Below are 16,723 nucleotides of genomic sequence, written 5' to 3' on the forward strand. Positions count from 1 at the left end.
GCGCCTCGTCCCGCGACACGGCGAGCCGGTCGATCTCGGCCTGTGCGGAAGCGGCCCGCGAGCGCGCGGCGCCCACCTGGCCCTGGAGCCGGGCGAGGCCCTCGCGCCGGTCGGCGATGGCGCGGGCCACGTCCTTGAGGCGGCGTTCCTCCAGCGCCAACTCCCGCTCCAGGTCGGCCCGGTGGGAGACGGTCTCGTCGAGTGCAACCTGCGCCGATTCCAGCGCGGCCGTCAGCTCGGCCTCCTGCTCCCGCACCCGGGCCGCCTCGCGCTCCAGGTCCTCGGGGTCGCGCCCGCGCCGCTCCTCGGCCGGGGCGGACGCGGCGCTCTTCACGCGCGCGTCGGCCAGCGAGATCGTGCCGCGCACCCGCTCGGCCAGCTGTGACAGCTCGTACCAGCTCTGCTGCGCCCGCTGCAGCCGCGGCGTCAGCTGCCGCACCTCGTCCTCCAGGTGCCCTTCCTTCTGGAGGGCCTTCTTCAGCTCTTCCTCCGCCGCTTCCTTGCGCCGCTTCAGCTCGGCCTCGTCGGCGACCTCGGCGCTGAGTGCCTCCTGGAGCCGTACGAGATCGTCGGCGAGCAGCCGCAGTCGCGCGTCGCGCAGGTCGGCCTGGATGACGGCGGCCCGGCGCGCGACGGCGGCCTGTCTGCCCAACGGCTTGAGCTGCCGCCTCAACTCGTCGGTCAGGTCCTGTACGCGGGCGAGGTTGGCCTGCATCGCGTCCAGCTTCCGCAGCGCCTTCTCCTTGCGCTTGCGGTGCTTGAGGACGCCGGCTGCCTCTTCGATGAAGGCGCGGCGCCCCATCGGGTCGGCGTGCAGCACGCCGTCGAGCTGACCCTGCCCGACGATGACGTGCATCTCCCGCCCGATGCCGGAGTCGGAGAGCAGGTCCTGGATGTCGAGCAGCCGGCAGGTGTCGCCGTTGATCTGGTACTCGCTGCCGCCGTTGCGGAACATGATCCGCGTGATGGTGACCTCGGCGTACTCGATGGGCAGCGCGCCGTCGGAGTTGTCGATGGTCAGCGACACCTCGGCGCGGCCGAGCGGCGGGCGCCCGGTGGTGCCGGCGAAGATGACGTCCTCCATCTTGCCGCCGCGCAGGGACTTGGCGCCCTGCTCACCCATGACCCAGCTCAGGGCGTCCACGACATTGGACTTGCCCGAGCCGTTGGGTCCCACGACGCAGGTGATGCCCGGCTCGAACCGCAACGTGGTGGCCGAGGCGAACGATTTGAACCCGCGCAGGGTCAGAGCCTTGAGGTGCACGCCGTCGGACTCTACCGGGCGCCCCTGTCTCACTCCATGAACCCACGGTTTCACCGAGGAAGGTGCAGGGCACATCAGACGTTAAGAAAGCGCTTCGGTGCGCGGGGGCGTAGAGGCCGGAGCGGGCCCTGGTACTGGAGTGGAAAGAAAGAAGGGACGCCGAAGCGTCCCTTGCATATCTCTGTCAAGCGGCTGATACGGGCAGCCGACCACGTGGGTCCTTGATGTGGTCAGGTGAGCGCAGGCTCCGCCTGGGGTACGTCGATGCTCTCCAGGAGCGAATCGTGAGAAGCGGCAGCCGCGAGCGCGTCGTTCTCGGCCTGGATCCGACCGAGCTCGGATTCAAGATCCTGGACGCGTTGCTGGAGCCGTCGCATCTCGGCGAGGAGTCGCGGGTCGCTGCCGCCGACGTAACCGAGAAGCGCCTTTGCCATGATGGATGGTCCTCCACAATGAGTGACCGACCGAAGCGGTGTGGGTCGTGAGGGATTCGCACCCGCGGTGCTTGGCACTTCTTGTTCTTACTGGCCGTTCTCACATGCCAAACAGCTAAGGTGCGCGGGGATTCCAGAGTCTCACCAAAAAGTTTGACGGTCAACACGATCACGCCCCGTATTGACGGGCAACCCGGGGGCTCTGCGCCGTGAATCGTCCGGCGCGGCCTGACCTTCGGGACCCTGAGGGCGTAGCGATCATCCGTACCTCGGGAGACTGCCACGAGTCCCCCGCGTTGGCAACCACCAGGGCGTTTCTGCCCGGAGCAGTTGCCCGCGGCACCTCTTTCGCCGGTGCGGACCGCCTCGCCTGCGGTGACGGTTCAGCGGATGGCAAACCCGTCGTAGCCGCCGCGGGGCGTGTCCCAGATCTCAGTCAGACCGTCGACCCGGCCGGGTGTGTCGCCGTCGTGGAGCCAGTCGAGCAGTTTCTGGCACGCCTCGCGCGGACCCTCGGCGACCACCTGTACGCGACCGTCCTCCAAATTGAGAGCAAAACCACTCAGGGCGCCGATCTCCAGAGCTCGTGCACGGGTGAACCACCGAAAACCCACACGTTGGACGCGTCCTCGCACCCACACGACGAGCCGTACGTCTTCGTTCATGGGTGCACGCTAACCGGCCAATTGCACTCGGAGCACTTCGTCCCCTTGCGTCTTGGGGTACCGTCGCGGACCGATGAGCCTCACTCGTACGGGTGAGTCACATTGACGACCGCGAGGACGAGGAAGGCCAGAACATGGGACGCCACCGACGCTCCGCCGCCGGCCGCGCCGCCACGGGCCGCGCCGCGGGCACCCCGGAGACCCACCCCGAGGACATGTACGCCGAACCTTACGGCGAGGCGTACGGCGCAGGTCAGGCGGGGTCGTATCCGGGTGCGCACACGTATGAGCACGCATACGGCCACGAGCCCGAGCAGACGTACGGCTACGGAGCCGGACAGGCGCACGGGTACGCGCCTGAACATGAGTACGCCTCCTCGTACGCGCACGAGGAGACCGCGGCCGCCACGTACGGCTCGATCTCCCCGGCCGGCGGCTCGGGCCAGGAGTCGCGCGGTCACGCCCACCGGCGCAAGAAGCGCGGCGGCGTGCCGGTGCGCACCGGGCTGCTCGGCGTCTCCGCCGCCGTCGCCCTGGGCGCGGTCGCGGTGGCCTCGGGGCTGATACCGGGCGGTGACGACTTCAAGCTCGGCGGGGACCACGGCGGCAACAAGGTGCAGGCCGCGGGCTCCCCCACCGTCGAGGCCCAGGGCGGCACGGACGGCTCGGTCGACGACCGCGCCCCCTCGTCCGCGAGCCGCGGCACCGAACGTTCCACCCCCTCGGCGTCGCCCTCGAAGTCCGCGTCGCCCAGTGCGCCCGCGAAGCCCTCGAAGAAGCCGTCGCCGTCCAGGACCTCCTCGGGCGGCGGCAGTACGCAGACGAAGAGCGCGAGCCCGTCCACCCAGGCTCCCGAGAAGACGCAGGCGCCCGCCGCGCAGGCACCCGCGACGTCGTCGCAGAGCGCGGCCGCCGCGCAGGTGCTGAGTCTCGTGAACCAGGAGCGGGCCAAGGCCGGCTGCTCCCCCGTGACCGCCGACGGCGGCCTCGCCTCGCTGGCGACCGCGTTCAGCGAGGACATGGCGGCGCGGAACTTCTTCGACCACACGGACCCGGACGGCGCGACGCCGTGGGACCGCGCGAAGAAGGTCGGCATCACGGACCTCGGCGGCGAGAACATCGCCCGCGGCCAGGCCAACGCCCAGTCCGTGATGGACGCGTGGATGAACAGCCCCGGCCACCGGGCCAACATCCTCAACTGCGACTACAAGACCCTCGGTGTGGGGGTGCACTTCGGGTCCGGCGGGCCGTGGTGGACGCAGGACTTCGGATTCTGAGCCACGTCGACGGGCCACTAACTCCCGGATAGCGCCACCCATGGGGTTGCGCTGTGCGGGCGTATGCTCGGGGTATGGACTCGAACGACCTCGCCTACGACGTGTTCTCCAAGGCGTGCCCGTCCCGCGGCACGCTGGAGCACGTCACCGGCCGCTGGGGCGCGCTCACGCTCGGGGCCCTGCACGAGGGCTCGCTCCGCTTCAACGAGCTGCGCCGCCGGGTGGACGGGGTCAGCGAGAAGATGCTCTCCCAGACACTGCACGCGCTGGAGCGGGACGGCCTGGTGCACCGCGAGGCCCAGCCGACCAACCCGCCGCGCGTGGACTACGAACTGACGCCCCTGGGCCGGGAAGTGGCCCAGCGCCTGCTGTCGCTCATCCACTTCGTGGAGGGCCGGATGGACGACGTACTGGTGGCGCGCGGACGCTACGACACGACGCGCGGGACCCGCTGACAGCGCGGGCAGAAGTAGCTGGACCGGTTCATCCAGGCGCGCCGACGCATCGGCGTGGCACACCGTCGGCACGGAAGTCCTTCCCGTCCGTACGCGTCGAGGGACCGGTCGAAGTAACCCGACTCCCCGTTCACGTTCACGTAGAGGGAGTCGAAGCTCGTCCCGCCCACCGAGAGCGCCGCGTTCATCACGTCCCTTACGTGGCCGAGGAGTTCGGTCGTGCGCGGGCGCGTGAACGTCGCGGTGGGGCGCTCGTAGTGCACCTTCGCGCGCCACAGGGCCTCGTCCGCGTAGATGTTGCCGACACCGCTGATGAGCGACTGGTCGAGCAGGGCGCGCTTGATGGTGGTGCGCTTCCTGCGCAGCGCGTCGTGGAAGGCCGCGTCGTCGAAGAGCACGTCCAGGGGGTCGCGGGCGATGTGCGCGATGACGTCGGGCAGACCGTCCGGGCTGTCCTCGGCGGTCTCGTGCAACGACAGCCCGCCGAAGGTGCGTTGGTCGACGAAGCGCAGTTCCGTACCGAGGTCGTCGGCGAAGCGGACGCGGATGCGCAGATGCTTCTCGTCCGGGGCCTCGTGCGGCTGCACCAGGAGCTGCCCGCTCATGCCGAGGTGCGCGAGGACGGACAGGTGCGTCGTCTCCAGCGGCAGCCACAGGTACTTGCCGCGACGGCTCGGCTCGCCGATGCGCTGGCCCTTGAGGCGGTACGCGAAGTCGTCACCGCCCGCGAGGTGACGGCGTACGGCGCGGGGGTGCAGGACCTCCGTGTCGGCGACGGTCCGGTGCGCCACCCACCGGGCCAGACCGCGCCGGACGACCTCTACTTCGGGCAGCTCTGGCACGGGAGTCCTCCGGACGGGGCGGGATGCGTGGGATGCGGGGAGCGTATCGCGCCCCGCGGGGGCCCGGGGAACCGCCTGCTGCGCCACCACGCAGAACGCCCGTCCTCCCCGGCAGGGCCGGTGAGGACGGGCGGCTGAGGAAGCGGAGCGACTACGCCCCGGGAGCGGTGTCGGCGACCGCTCCGTCCGCGACGTCGGTCGCGGCCGTGGCCGAAGCCTCGGCCCGCTCGTCCGCCGCGGCGCGGATCGCGCGCCAGGCGGACTCGGCGGCCTGCTGCTCCGCTTCCTTCTTGCTACGGCCTGTGCCGGTGCCGTACGAGACGCCTCCGACGCGGGCGGCAGCAGTGAAGGTCTTCTCGTGATCCGGACCGGTCTCGGAGACCAGGTACTCGGGAACGCCGAGCCCCTCGGTCGCCGTGAGTTCCTGGAGACTGGTCTTCCAGTCCAGGCCGGCCCCCAGATTCGAGGACTTCTCGATCAACGGGTCGAAGAGGCGGTGGACGAGTTCGCCCGCCGCGTCCAGACCCTGGTCCAGATAGACCGCGCCGATCACCGCTTCGAGGGTGTCGGCAAGGATGGACGCCTTGTCCCGGCCGCCCGTGCCCTCTTCACCCCGGCCGAGCCGGATGAAGGAACCCAGGTCGAGCCCACGGCTGACCTCCGCCAGTGCACGCGAATTGACCACCGCGGCCCGCAACTTGGCCAGTTGGCCCTCGGGCAGGTCGGGGTGGGTGCGATAGAGCGTGTCGGTGACCACGAGTCCGAGCACGGAGTCCCCGAGGAACTCCAGGCGCTCGTTCGTGGGCAGCCCGCCGTTCTCGTACGCGTACGAGCGATGCGTCAGCGCACGCACCAGAAGGGCGGACTCGAGTTTGTACCCGAGCCGCCCTTCCAGAAGCGTGTGGGACGAGGCTGTGGTGTCCGCCTTTTTCTTGGCGTCATCCGCCGATTTTTGGCTAGCCACTGTGCCTCTCACCAGCCGCTCAGACCTCGAGGACCTGGCGCTTGTTGTAGGTGCCACAAGCGGGGCACGCGATGTGCTGCAGCTTGGGCTCCTGGCAACGCTCACACGAAACCAAGGTGGGGACCGCAGCCTTCCACTGCGACCGGCGGTGGCGCGTGTTGCTGCGCGACATCTTCCGCTTCGGAACAGCCACGGCTACTTCTCCTGCTTCTCGTCGACGTGCGCTGATCGAGGCGCGTCGCCGCTCATCTCGTCCTTCTCGCCGTCCTGGATGGATCCAGCGAGTCCCTGCAAAGCCGCCCAACGGATGTCGACGGCGTCGTGATGATGTCCCGGTTCGTCCACGAGCCGCACTCCACACTCGGAGCACAGTCCCTCGCAGTCTTCCTGGCACACCGGCTGCATCGGCAGTGCGAGCACCACCGCATCACGCAGCACGGGCTCGAGGTCGAACATGCCGTCCTCGAGGAAGAGCCTGTCCTCGTCTTCCTCGGCGTCGTCGGCCGGTTCCGTGCGCGCACGGCCCCGGTCGTCGGCGTCAGGGTACGAGAACATCTCCTGGAAATCCGCTGCGACCTCGAGGCCGAGCGGCTCCAGACACCTTACGCACTCCCCCTTGGCCGATGCACGGGCGGTGCCTGTGACAAGCACCCCTTCCATGACCGACTCCAGGCGGAGGTCGAGCTCCACCGGGGCGCCTTCCGGCACCTCGATGACTCCCTGGAGACCGAAGTCCTTGGGAGCGTCGATCGGGCGGGACAGCCGCTGCATGGCACCAGGACGCCGACCCAGCTCGTGTGTGTCGAACACGAGTGGATTGCGGTGGTCGAGGTGGGTATTCAGGGCTGGTCCTGCTTTCGATCTTCGAAACTCATGGGGATTGCCGCCACGAGCTTTCCGGGCAGCGGAGATCACACGTGTCCGCGCGACCGAAGAACCAGGGTACTGGACCTTTCGCTCTCGGCCCAATCCGGTCCGGGCCGCCCCGGGACGGCCCCGGGCAGAGCGGTGTCAGCGGCCCTGCTCGTACTGCCGCTCGTACTCCCGCACCTGGTCCATGCTGATCATGCTGGTGTCGAAGAGGCTGGTCTCGTCGAGCGCTCCGGCCTGGTTCTGCGGCTGGTCCTGGTGGTGCGGCTGCTGCTGGTACGCGTACGGGTCCTGCTGCTGATAAGCAGCGGCATAGGGGTCCTGCTGGGCCTGCTGGTACGCCGCGTACGGGTCCTGCTGCTGATAGGCGCCGGCGGCGTACGGGTCCTGCTGTCCGTACGGCTGCTGCTCCTGGTACGCGTAGGGGTCCGGCTGCTGGGCGTACGCGGCCGCCGGCTGCTGGGCCGGGATCTGCGGGGCCGCCGCGGGTTCCTGCGGGGCCTGCGGGGTGGGCGGGGTCTGCGCCGGGGTGCCGATCTCGGCGAGCCCCGCCAGGTAGTCGGAGTCGCTGGTGTGCGCCTGGGCACCGCCGTCGCCGTCCATGGACAGCGCGCCCAGGTCGTCGCTGGCGAGGCGGCCGTGCAGCTTCTGGCGGCCCTTGCCGACGGCGTCCAGGGTCTTGGCGAGCACCGCCTCGAAGGCGCCGAGCTTGGTGTCCACGTACGCGTCGGCGTCGCGGCGCAGCGTCTCCGGGTCGTGGCTGCGCTCGGGGGCGTCCTCGTCCTCGTAGCCCTGCTCGTCGACGCCCGGGCCGGTGCCGAGCAGCTTCTCGCGGCCGCGGCCGACCGAGCCGAGGGTCTTGGTGAGGACGACCTCGAAGTTGGCCAGCTTGGAGTCGACGTACTCGTCGGCCTCGGCGCGGACCTCCTCGGCCTCCTGCCGGGCCTCGGTGAGGATCCGCTCGCCCTCGTTCTGCGAGCGGCGGGCGATCTCGGTGTCGGAGATCAGGGAGCCGCGCTCGGCGTGTGCGGTCTCGATGATCCGCTCGGCCTCGGCGCGGGCCTGCTCGACCATCTGCTCGCGGCCGCCGATCAGCTCCTGGGCCTGGGCGAGGGAGCCGGGCAGCGCCTGGCGCACCTCTTCGAGCATCGAGAGCAGGTCGGCCCGGTTGACCACGCAGGAGGCCGACATGGGCATGGACCGGGCGTTGCCGACCGCGGCGACGATCTCGTCGAGCTTCTTCTGCACGTCCACCGTGTGCTCGCCACTCTCTCGTCTTGTCACCGGGGTGACAGGGGGTTTGGAGACGGACGGGACGACTGTATGCCCAACTGGCGGGTGTGTGTCACTTCTTGGGAAGGCGCTCGGTCAGCGCCTCGTGCACCAGCGGCGGGACCAGATGGGACACGTCACCGCCCCATGCCGCGACCTCCTTGACGAGCGAGGAGGACAGGAAGCTGTAGGTGGGGTTGGTGGGGACGAAGAGGGTCTCGACGCCCGAGAGGCCGTTGTTCATCTGGGCCATCTGCAGCTCGTAGTCGAAGTCGCTGACGGCACGCAGGCCCTTGACGATCGCGGGGATGTCGCGCTGCTTGCAGAAGTCGACGAGGAGGCCGTGGAAGGACTCCACCTCGACGTTGCCGAACTCCGCGGTGACCTCGCGGATCAGCTCGATGCGCTCGTCGACGGCGAACAGGCCCTGCTTGGACTGATTGATCATCACTGCGACGTGCACGACGTCGTAGAGCTTGGAGGCCCGGGCAATGATGTCGAGGTGGCCGTTGGTAATCGGGTCGAACGACCCGGGACAGACTGCGCGGCGCACGGGAAGTCCCTCGCTCTCCGGTCCGGTCATCGTGCGTCGTCGCACGTGAGGGTGGTGTTCAAGGCGGCGCGACCGTACCAAAACGTGCCCTCGCCGTAGCGACGGGACCGCAGTCCCTCGAAGCCGTCCGGCCACCGGAATTCGCCGCCTCTGGTGCTGCGTTCAACGGTGACGAGCGCGTCGGCCGCGAGCCAGCCCCCGGCACGGAGTGTGAGCAGTATCTCCCGAAGATCGTCGTCCGGGACGGCGTACGGGGGGTCGAGGAAGACCAGGTCGTAGGGGGTCTCGGGAGGCGGCCCGGTGACGACTTGTTCTGCTTTTGCGGTACGTGCCTCGGCTCCGGGCAGGCCGACGGCCTTGATGTTCTCGCGGACGGTGCGGGCTGCTCGGGCGTCCGCCTCGACCAGGAGCGCGTGCGTGGCGCCGCGGGAGAGGGCCTCCAGGCCGACGGCCCCCGAGCCCGCGTACAGATCGGCGACGCGGGTGCCGTCGAGCGTGCCGAGCAGCGCCTGCCAGGTGGAGAAGAGGCCCTCGCGCGCCCGGTCGGAGGTCGGGCGGGTGCCGTTGCCCGGCGGTACGGCCAGGCGGCGTCCGCCGGCGCGACCGGCGATCACGCGGGTCATGTCAGTCCTTCTCCACGAGCGGGATCTTTCCCGGCCAGTGTCTCAGCCCTTGTCGAGGTACTGCTCACGCTCCTCGTCCAGCAGTGCGTCGAGCGCCGTGCGCAGGGCCGGCAGGCGCTCCAGGTCCGGGTCGGCGGCGACCACCTCGGTCGCCTCCTGGCGTGCCTCGGCGATGATCTCCTCGTCCTCGATGACGGCGAGCATCCGCAGGGAGGAGCGCACGCCGGACTGGGCCTGCCCCAGGACGTCCCCCTCGCGGCGCTGCTCCAGGTCGATGCGGGACAGCTCGAAGCCGTCGAGCGTGGAGGCGACGGCGCCGAGGCGCGCGCGGGCCGGGCTGGCCTCGGGCATCTCGGTGACCAGGAGGCACAGGCCGGGTGCCGCACCACGGCCGACGCGGCCGCGCAGCTGGTGGAGCTGGGAGACGCCGAACCGGTCGGCGTCCATGATCACCATCGCCGTGGCGTTCGGCACGTTCACCCCGACCTCGATGACCGTCGTCGCCACCAGGACGTCGGTCTCGCCCGCGGCGAAGCGGCGCATCACCGCGTCCTTGTCGTCGGGGTGCATCCGGCCGTGCAGCACCTCGACCTTGAGGCCCTGGAGGGCGCCGTGGGCCAGCTCGTCGGCGACGTCCAGGACGGCGAGCGGCGGCCGCTTCTCCGCCTCGTCCTCCGCGGACTTCTTCTTGGCCTTGCTCTTGGAGGCGGCCTTCTCGTCCTCGTCGTCGCCGATGCGGGGGCAGACGACGTACGCCTGGTGCCCCTTGCCCACTTCTTCGCGTACGCGCTCCCACGCGCGCGAGAGGAAGTGCGGCTTGTCGGCGGCGGGCACCACATGGCTGGCGATCGGCGAGCGGCCGGCCGGGAGCTGGTCGAGGACGGAGGTCTCCAGGTCGCCGAAGACCGTCATGGCGACCGTGCGCGGGATCGGTGTCGCCGTCATGACCAGGAGGTGCGGAGGCTGCTTGCCCTTGGAGCGCAGGGCGTCGCGCTGCTCCACGCCGAACCGGTGCTGCTCGTCCACGACGACCAGGCCCAGGTCGTGGAACTGCACCTTGTCCTCGATCAGCGCGTGCGTGCCGATGACGAGGCCGGCCTCGCCGGTGACCAGGTCGAGCAGGGCGTGCTTGCGTGCGGCGGTACCCATGGAGCCGGTGAGCAGCACGACCTTGGTGGAGTGCTCGGAGCCGCCGAGCATGCCGCCCTCGGCCAGCTCGCCCATCATCTCGGTGATGGAGCGGTGGTGCTGCTGGGCGAGGACCTCGGTGGGCGCGAGCATGGCGGCCTGCCCGCCCGCGTCGACGACGGCGAGCATGGCGCGCAGCGCCACCATCGTCTTTCCGGAACCGACCTCTCCCTGGAGCAGCCGGTGCATCGGGTGCTCGGTGGCCAGGTCGTCGAAGATCTCCTTGGAGACCTTCTGCTGGCCGTCGGTGAGCGTGAACGGCAGCTTCGCGTCGAAAGCCGTGAGGAGTCCGTCCGGCTTCGGTTCGCGTGCGACGGCGGTCAGCTGGGTGTCCGCGAACCGGCGTCGGGCGAGGGCCACTTGGAGGACGAAGGCCTCGTCCCATTTGAGCCGGGCGCGCGCGTCGGCGATGTCGTCCTTCGTGTGCGGCCGGTGGATCTTCAGCAGGGCCTCGGTGAGCGGAACCAGACCGCGGCCCTCGCGCAGCGATCCGGGCAGCGGGTCGACCGCTTCCTGGGCGCTGGGCAGCACCAGGTCCACGGCCTTGGCGATCTTCCAGGACTCCAGCTTGGCGGTGGCCGGATAGATCGGCAGCAGCGCTCCGGCCCAGGAGCCGACGGCCTCGGCGGCCTCCTGCGAGGAGTCCGCGTTCAGCAACTGGTAGGCGGGGTGCGCCAGTTGCATCTTGCGGTTGAAGACGCCGACCTTGCCGGCGAACATCGCGCGCGTGCCCGGCAGCAGGTCCTTGTGCGGCTTGTGGATGCCGCGGCCGAAGAAGACGAGCTGGAGCTGCCCGCTGCCGTCGGTGATGGTCACTTCCAGGCGCTGGCCACTGCCGCCGTTGAACCTCAGGACGCGGGCGGTGGCGACCTGGGCGACCACGGTGACGTGCTCGTCGAGCGGCAGCTCCGCGAGACGTGTGAGCTCACCGCGCTCCGCATATCTGCGCGGGTAGTGGTGGAGAAGATCACCGACGGTGTGCAGGCCTAGGTGCTCGGCCATCACCTTCGCGGTGGGAGGGCCGAGCACTTTCTTCAGCGGTTCTTCGAGCGCAGGCACGAGATCCATTGCACACCACGGCACTGACAATCCCGCGGACATCCCCGAAAACCGCTGGTCACAAGGGGCTCCCCGAGCCTAGGATGACCGCCTCCGGCTCCACATCGCGGTCACCCCTCGCAGGACCGCCCGACCCGCGCCGTCGCCTGTCCCCCCACCGGCGCAGCGACGATGAACTCACAGACACCGCACACTTTCCAGGTCGACCTGCGCGGTCTCGTCGACCTCCTCTCCCACCATCTGTACTCCAGCCCGAAGGTCTATCTGCGCGAGCTGCTGCAGAACGCGGTGGACGCCATCACGGCCCGCCGTGCCGAGCAGCCCGACGCCCCGGCCACGGTGCGCCTGTTCACCGAGGGCGGGTCGCTGCGGGTCGAGGATTCCGGCATCGGCCTGACCGAGGCCGACGTGCACAGCCTGCTGGCGACGATCGGCCGCAGTTCCAAGCGCGGCGACGGCCTGGAGTCCGCCCGTGCCGACTTCCTCGGGCAGTTCGGCATCGGCCTGCTGGCGTGCTTCGTCGTCGCCGAGCGGATCCGTGTGGTCAGCCGCAGCGCGCGCACACCCGACGCGGCGCCCGTCGAGTGGACGGCCCGCGACGACGGCTCGTACACGGTCCGCACCCTCCCGGACGCGGCCCGCACCGAACCCGGCACGACCGTGTACCTGGAGGCCCGCGCGGGCACCGCGGACTGGCTGGCGCACGAGCGTGTTCTTTCCTTGGCGCGGGACTTCGGTTCGCTGCTCCCCTACGACGTACGGGTCGGCGACGCGGCAGTGACGGACCTGCCGGCCGCCTGGAACCGGACGTATCCGGGCCCGGCCGCCCGCCGGGTCGCCCTGGCCCGGCACTGCCACGAACTGTTCGGGTTCACACCGCTGGACTCGATCGACCTGGACGTGCCGCTCGCGGGCATCCGCGGCGTCGCCCACGTGCTGCCACAGGCGGTCAGCCCGGCACAGCGCGCGGGTCACCGGGTCCACTTGAAGGGCATGCTGCTCACCGAGCGGGCCGAGCAGCTCCTGCCCGACTGGGCCTTCTTCGTCCGCTGCGTGATCGACACGGACAGCCTGCGTCCGACGGCGTCGCGCGAGTCCCTCTACGAGGACGAGACCCTCGCCGCCGTACGGGAGGCCCTGGGCGAGCGCATCCGGGAGTGGCTGACGTCGCTGGCTGCCGGTGAGCCCGAGCGGCTCGCGGCCTTCTTGTCCGTGCACCACCTGGGGGTCAAGTCCCTCGCGCGGCACGACAAGGAGATGCTGCGCACGATGCTTCCCTGGCTGCCGTTCGAGACGACGGACGGGCGGCTCTCCTTGGAGGAGTTCGCCCAGCGGCACCCTGTCGTGCACTTCACGAGGACCGTGGAGGAGTACCGGCAGGTGGCGCCGATCGCCTCCGCCCAGGGCATCGGGGTCGTGAACGGCGGTTACACGTATGACGCCGATCTGGTCGAGGCGCTGCCCTCGGTGCGTGCGGGCACGGCCGTCTCAGAACTGGACGCGGACACGGTGACCGCGCACCTGGACGCCGTCGACCCGGCCGCGGAACTGGCACTGTCGTCCTTCCTGGCGGCCGCGCGGGCCACGCTCGACCCGTTGGGCTGTGACGTCGCCCTGCGTGCCTTCCATCCACTGACGGTGCCCGCGCTGCACCTGGACGACCGTGCCGCCCGGCACGAGCAGGCGCGCGCGGACGCGGAGGCGGAGGCCGACGACCTGTGGGCCGGGATTCTCGGCTCGCTGCGCGGCAGCGCCCCTCGCGCACGGCTCGTACTCAACCACCTCAACCCACTGATCCGCAGGGTGAGTTCACTCGCGGACGCGGAGCTGATCGGCACGGCGACGGAGGCCCTGTACGGGCAGGCGCTCCTGATGGCGCAGCGCCCGCTGCGCCCCGCCGACTCCGCGCTCCTGAATCGCTCCTTCATCGGCCTCCTGGAGTGGGCCACGCACCCCGGCACCGGAAAGGACAGCACCCGATGAACGGGATCACGGACCTGGACGCACTGCGCCGGGCGATGGCGGAGAACGCCGCTCAGCCCGAGGGCCCGGCCCGCGGCGCCCGTGCGGAGCAGCTGCTGACCGAGGCCGAGAAGCTGGCCGTTCCGCTCGCCGTGATCGAGGCGCTCGGCCACCAGCTGCAGATGTACAACTACAGCTCCGAGAAGGACAAGATGTTCGTCCCCTTCGCGCGTCTGCTGCGCATGTGGGACGAGCGCCCCGAGGACTTCGACGCCTACGAGACGCACTCTCTGCACTGGGTCTTCAAGTGGATGTCCGGCGGCATGCTGCACCAGCCGCACATTCCGCTCGCCTCCATAGAGAAGTGGCTCGGCGAGATGGAGCACCGCTACAGGGTGGCCGGCCATTCCGAACGGGCCGTCCGTATGAGCGAGTTCTACATCGCCAACCACATAGGTGACGAAGAGAGGGCCACGCGCGCGTACGAGGCATGGCTTGCGGCCGACCGCGACGACATGGCCGACTGCCACGCCTGTGAGCTGAACGGACAGGGCGAGCGCCAGGCGGACCTGCTGCGCGACGAGCGGGCCCTTGAGCGGTGGCAGCCGGTCCTCGCGGGCGAGTTCACGTGCGCCCATGAACCGCACGCGACGCTCGCCGCCTCCTTGCTCCCCCTGTTGCGCCTGGGCCGCCCCGAGGAGGCCCGCGCGAACCACCTGCGCGGCTACCGCCTCGTACGGCCCATGGAGTCGATGCGCGGCGCGGTCGCCTCGCACGTGGAATTCTGCGCCCTGACCGGGAACGAGGCGCGCGCTCTGGAGCTGCTCGCGGACCGGCCCGCGTACTTCACCGACAGCGGTAATCCGCAGGGCCTGATGGACTTCCTCGCGGTGACCGCGCTGGTGATGGACCGGCTGGTGGGACTGGGTCTGGGCGAGCAGCGGGTCCCTGGTCCCACCGACCGCGCCTGGACAGCCGCCGAACTCGCCGCCCACGCGCGCGGGCAGGCACTGTCCGTCGCGGCCCGCTTCGACGAGCGCAACGGCACCGCCCGCATCGGTACACGCATCCGGGAGCGGATGGACCAACTGCCTCTCCTGGAGCGGCTGCCGCTGGGCGTACGCGTCCTACGGAGCGCCCCGTCGAGGCCGGTGGCCGAGGCCCCCGCGGAGCCCGCGAAGGACGCGGCGGCGCTGGTGGCCGAGGCCCGGCGGGTCTCGGACGACGACGGCGGCCCGGACGCCGCCCGCGCCTGGCAGGCAGCCGCACGGGCCGCTGACGCGGAGGGTCTGGAACTCACCGCCCATGACCGCGCGGAGATCCTCGACTTCCGGGCGATGGAATCCGAGGACGCGCACGAACTGTTCGCGCAGGCAGCCGTGTTGTACGAGTCGGCCGGCGCCCCGGACAGTGCCCGAGCGGCACGCGCGCGTGGCGCCTACGCACTGTCCCGTGCGGGACGCACCGAGGAGGCCCTGGATGCGATCAAGGAGCCGTACGCGCAGGTGCTCTCTGCCGTGACGCGGCTGGACGCGGTGACGGCCCGCCCGGCGGCGGCCGTCCTGGCCTGCCGCGCACACATCCTGCTGCAGGGCCACTCCGGGGACGCGGACGTCGCCGCGGCCGAGGAGTGCGCGCACCAACTGCTGGCCCTCACCGCACCGTTCACCGACACGCCGCGGCTCGCTTCCCAGGCCGCATCGGCCCGCTCGATGCTCGCGGACGTCGCGCTGCACCGCGGGGAGACGGGGACGGCCGCGGCGCTTTACGAGGAGTCGGCGGACGCGCAGGTGGCGGCCGGGCGCCCCTGGCTGGCCGTGGACAGCGAGGTACGGCTCGCACAGCTCGCGCAGGAACAGGACGACACGGCGGGCGCCGAGCGGGCGCTGCGAGCAGCGCTGGAGCACGGAGCTGGGTACCTGGACCCGGTCGGCACGGCGCAGCTGCACCTCCGGCTCGCCGAGGTCCTCGCCGCGACCGAGCAGTTCGGGCCCGCGTCCGCACACGCCCTGGAGGCCGCGCACTGGGCCGACGAGGCGGGCGAGAGCGACGGACTGGGCGCCTGGGCGCGCTTCCAGCTGGGCGGACACCTGCTGCGCGAGGAACGCGTGGCGGAAGCGGCCGAGGTCCTGGAGTCGGCGCTGCTCGACCTGACCGCGGAGAGCCACGGCGACGGGACGGTCGTCCAGGCCCGGTGGTGGCTCGGCGACTGTGCCCGCGCCCTCGGCGAGCACCTGCAGTCCGCCGAGGCGTGGCTGCAGGCCGCCGAGATCGCCCAGCACTGGCCCGAGCAGCACGACCACGCGACGCTCGCCAATCTGGCGGCGGACGCCCTCGACCGGGCCGGCCGGCCCGAGGACGCGGATCGCGCCTACGTACGCGCGACGGAGTTGTGGCGCTCCCTGGGCCACGTCCCTGCGGTAGTGCGGTGTCTACGCGCGCGTGCCTGGCTGGACTCCGCGTCGGCCGACGACGAGCGGGAGACCATGACCGCGGCGATCCGCACCTGCGAGGAGGCCCTGGCCTCGGACAGCGCCGACGACGCCGCCCGCGGGGCCCTGCTCCGCGAACTCGGCCATACCCACCGCCAGTTCGCGGAGCTCCTGGACCGCCGCGACGACGAGGAGACCGCGGCCCAGCTGGAGCGCGCGGCGGCCGCCTTCGACGAGGCGGGCGACACGGAGCGCCGGGACGAGGCACGCGCGGCGCTCGCCGAGTAGACCCCGGCGGGCGGCTACTCGACGCCGATCAGCAGCAGCGCCGACTGCCGCCCGCCCCGGTACACCACGGTGTCCACGGCCAGATAGGTCTCGCGGACGTGCTGTTCGAGGTCTTCCGCGACCTCGTCGGGGACCTCCTCGCCCAGGACGAGCGTGACGAGCTCGCCGCCCGCCGCGAGCATCCGGTCGAGGACGGTGCGGGCGGTCGCCGGGACCTCGGCGCCGATGACGGCGACGTCCCCGTCGATGAGGCCGAGGACGTCCCCGGCCTGACAGATGCCGGCCATGGTCCACGACTGCCGTTCGGCGACGGCGAGTTCGGCGTACCGGGTCGCGCCCGCGGCCGAGGTCATCGCGACGACGTCCTCGTCGAAGCGCCGGTCGGGCTCGTGCACGGCGAGCGCGGCGATGCCCTGCACCGCGGACCGGGTCGGGATGAGCGCGACCCGTACGCCCTCGGAGCGGGCCTGCTCGGCGGCGGCCGCCGCGGTGTGGCGCAGTTCGGCGTCGTTCGGCAGCAGCACCACTTCGTGCGCGTGGGCCCGCCGGATCGCGTCGACCAGCTCGCCGCTGGC

15 protein-coding genes and 1 pseudogene are annotated in these 16,723 nt (G+C 70.9%); 4 read left to right on the plus strand and 12 right to left on the minus strand.

Translation table 11 applies throughout. From position 1 onward, the window contains the following. From G3I40_RS40340 to G3I40_RS40350, 3 genes are all read right to left on the minus strand, one after another. Positions 1 to 1,264 (minus strand): AAA family ATPase (locus G3I40_RS40340; RefSeq protein ID WP_164559787.1); only part of this gene is annotated, 1,264 nt, incomplete at its 3' end. A 230-nt stretch (positions 1,265 to 1,494) separates the two neighbouring features. After that, entirely contained in the window at positions 1,495 to 1,698 is a 204-nt protein-coding gene (locus G3I40_RS40345; RefSeq protein WP_018531075.1) for a hypothetical protein, read from the minus strand. 383 nt (positions 1,699 to 2,081) lie between these two features. Next, positions 2,082 to 2,363, minus strand: a complete 282-nt coding sequence (locus tag G3I40_RS40350; RefSeq protein WP_164559788.1) for an acylphosphatase — start codon at positions 2,361 to 2,363, stop codon at positions 2,082 to 2,084. Between the two features lie 134 nt (positions 2,364 to 2,497). On the opposite strand from G3I40_RS40350, the gene G3I40_RS40355 reads away from it, so the two are divergent. Together G3I40_RS40355 and G3I40_RS40360 are read left to right on the plus strand one after the other, a co-directional pair. Then, entirely contained in the window at positions 2,498 to 3,640 is a 1,143-nt protein-coding gene (locus tag G3I40_RS40355; RefSeq protein WP_164559796.1) for a CAP domain-containing protein, read from the plus strand. A gap of 74 nt (positions 3,641 to 3,714) precedes the next feature. Then, positions 3,715 to 4,095, plus strand: coding sequence for a helix-turn-helix domain-containing protein (locus G3I40_RS40360; protein ID WP_164559789.1), 381 nt, complete (start codon positions 3,715 to 3,717; stop codon positions 4,093 to 4,095). On the opposite strand, the gene mutM is transcribed toward G3I40_RS40360, so the two are convergent. From mutM to recG, 8 genes are all read right to left on the minus strand, one after another. Beyond that, on the minus strand, positions 4,068 to 4,937 hold the full coding sequence (gene mutM / locus G3I40_RS40365) for a bifunctional DNA-formamidopyrimidine glycosylase/DNA-(apurinic or apyrimidinic site) lyase (protein WP_164559790.1): 870 nt from the start codon (positions 4,935 to 4,937) through the stop codon (positions 4,068 to 4,070). The two genes, G3I40_RS40360 and mutM, sit on opposite strands and share 28 nt — an antisense overlap. 151 nt (positions 4,938 to 5,088) lie before the next feature. Continuing rightward, positions 5,089 to 5,913: a ribonuclease III gene (gene rnc / locus G3I40_RS40370; RefSeq protein WP_343245178.1), complete on the minus strand. Its 825-nt coding sequence runs from the start codon at positions 5,911 to 5,913 to the stop codon at positions 5,089 to 5,091. A 7-nt stretch (positions 5,914 to 5,920) separates the two neighbouring features. Then, complete coding sequence (gene rpmF / locus G3I40_RS40375; RefSeq protein ID WP_030361955.1) at positions 5,921 to 6,094, minus strand: 50S ribosomal protein L32; 174 nt, start codon at positions 6,092 to 6,094, stop codon at positions 5,921 to 5,923. A gap of 2 nt (positions 6,095 to 6,096) precedes the next feature. Beyond that, the gene (locus G3I40_RS40380) at positions 6,097 to 6,744 is read right to left on the minus strand and encodes a YceD family protein (RefSeq protein ID WP_203645697.1); all 648 of its coding nucleotides are present in this window, start codon (positions 6,742 to 6,744) and stop codon (positions 6,097 to 6,099) included. A 168-nt stretch (positions 6,745 to 6,912) separates the two neighbouring features. Then, positions 6,913 to 8,025 (minus strand): cell division initiation protein, encoded by a 1,113-nt coding sequence (locus G3I40_RS40385; RefSeq protein ID WP_164559798.1) that lies wholly within the window; start codon positions 8,023 to 8,025, stop codon positions 6,913 to 6,915. Between the two features lie 91 nt (positions 8,026 to 8,116). Continuing rightward, positions 8,117 to 8,596, minus strand: a complete 480-nt coding sequence (gene coaD, locus G3I40_RS40390) for a pantetheine-phosphate adenylyltransferase (protein ID WP_343245179.1) — start codon at positions 8,594 to 8,596, stop codon at positions 8,117 to 8,119. A 26-nt stretch (positions 8,597 to 8,622) separates the two neighbouring features. Next, complete coding sequence (gene rsmD, locus G3I40_RS40395) at positions 8,623 to 9,219, minus strand: 16S rRNA (guanine(966)-N(2))-methyltransferase RsmD (RefSeq protein WP_164559792.1); 597 nt, start codon at positions 9,217 to 9,219, stop codon at positions 8,623 to 8,625. Between the two features lie 42 nt (positions 9,220 to 9,261). After that, positions 9,262 to 11,475: an ATP-dependent DNA helicase RecG gene (recG, locus tag G3I40_RS40400; RefSeq protein WP_164559793.1), complete on the minus strand. Its 2,214-nt coding sequence runs from the start codon at positions 11,473 to 11,475 to the stop codon at positions 9,262 to 9,264. A 162-nt stretch (positions 11,476 to 11,637) separates the two neighbouring features. On the opposite strand from recG, the gene G3I40_RS40405 reads away from it, so the two are divergent. Further along, entirely contained in the window at positions 11,638 to 13,449 is a 1,812-nt protein-coding gene (locus G3I40_RS40405) for an HSP90 family protein (RefSeq protein WP_164559794.1), read from the plus strand. Further along, positions 13,446 to 16,148, plus strand: a complete 2,703-nt coding sequence (locus G3I40_RS40410; RefSeq protein WP_164559795.1) for a tetratricopeptide repeat protein — start codon at positions 13,446 to 13,448, stop codon at positions 16,146 to 16,148. The genes G3I40_RS40405 and G3I40_RS40410 overlap by 4 nt, the downstream gene beginning before the upstream one ends. 14 nt (positions 16,149 to 16,162) lie before the next feature. Here G3I40_RS40410 and G3I40_RS40415 read toward each other — a convergent pair. Then, a pseudogene (locus tag G3I40_RS40415) lies at positions 16,163 to 16,723 on the minus strand (dihydroxyacetone kinase); the annotation flags it as partial.

The organism is Streptomyces sp. SID14478 (genome assembly GCF_010548525.1).
In the GTDB taxonomy this organism is placed as follows: Bacteria; Actinomycetota; Actinomycetes; order Streptomycetales; family Streptomycetaceae; genus Streptomyces.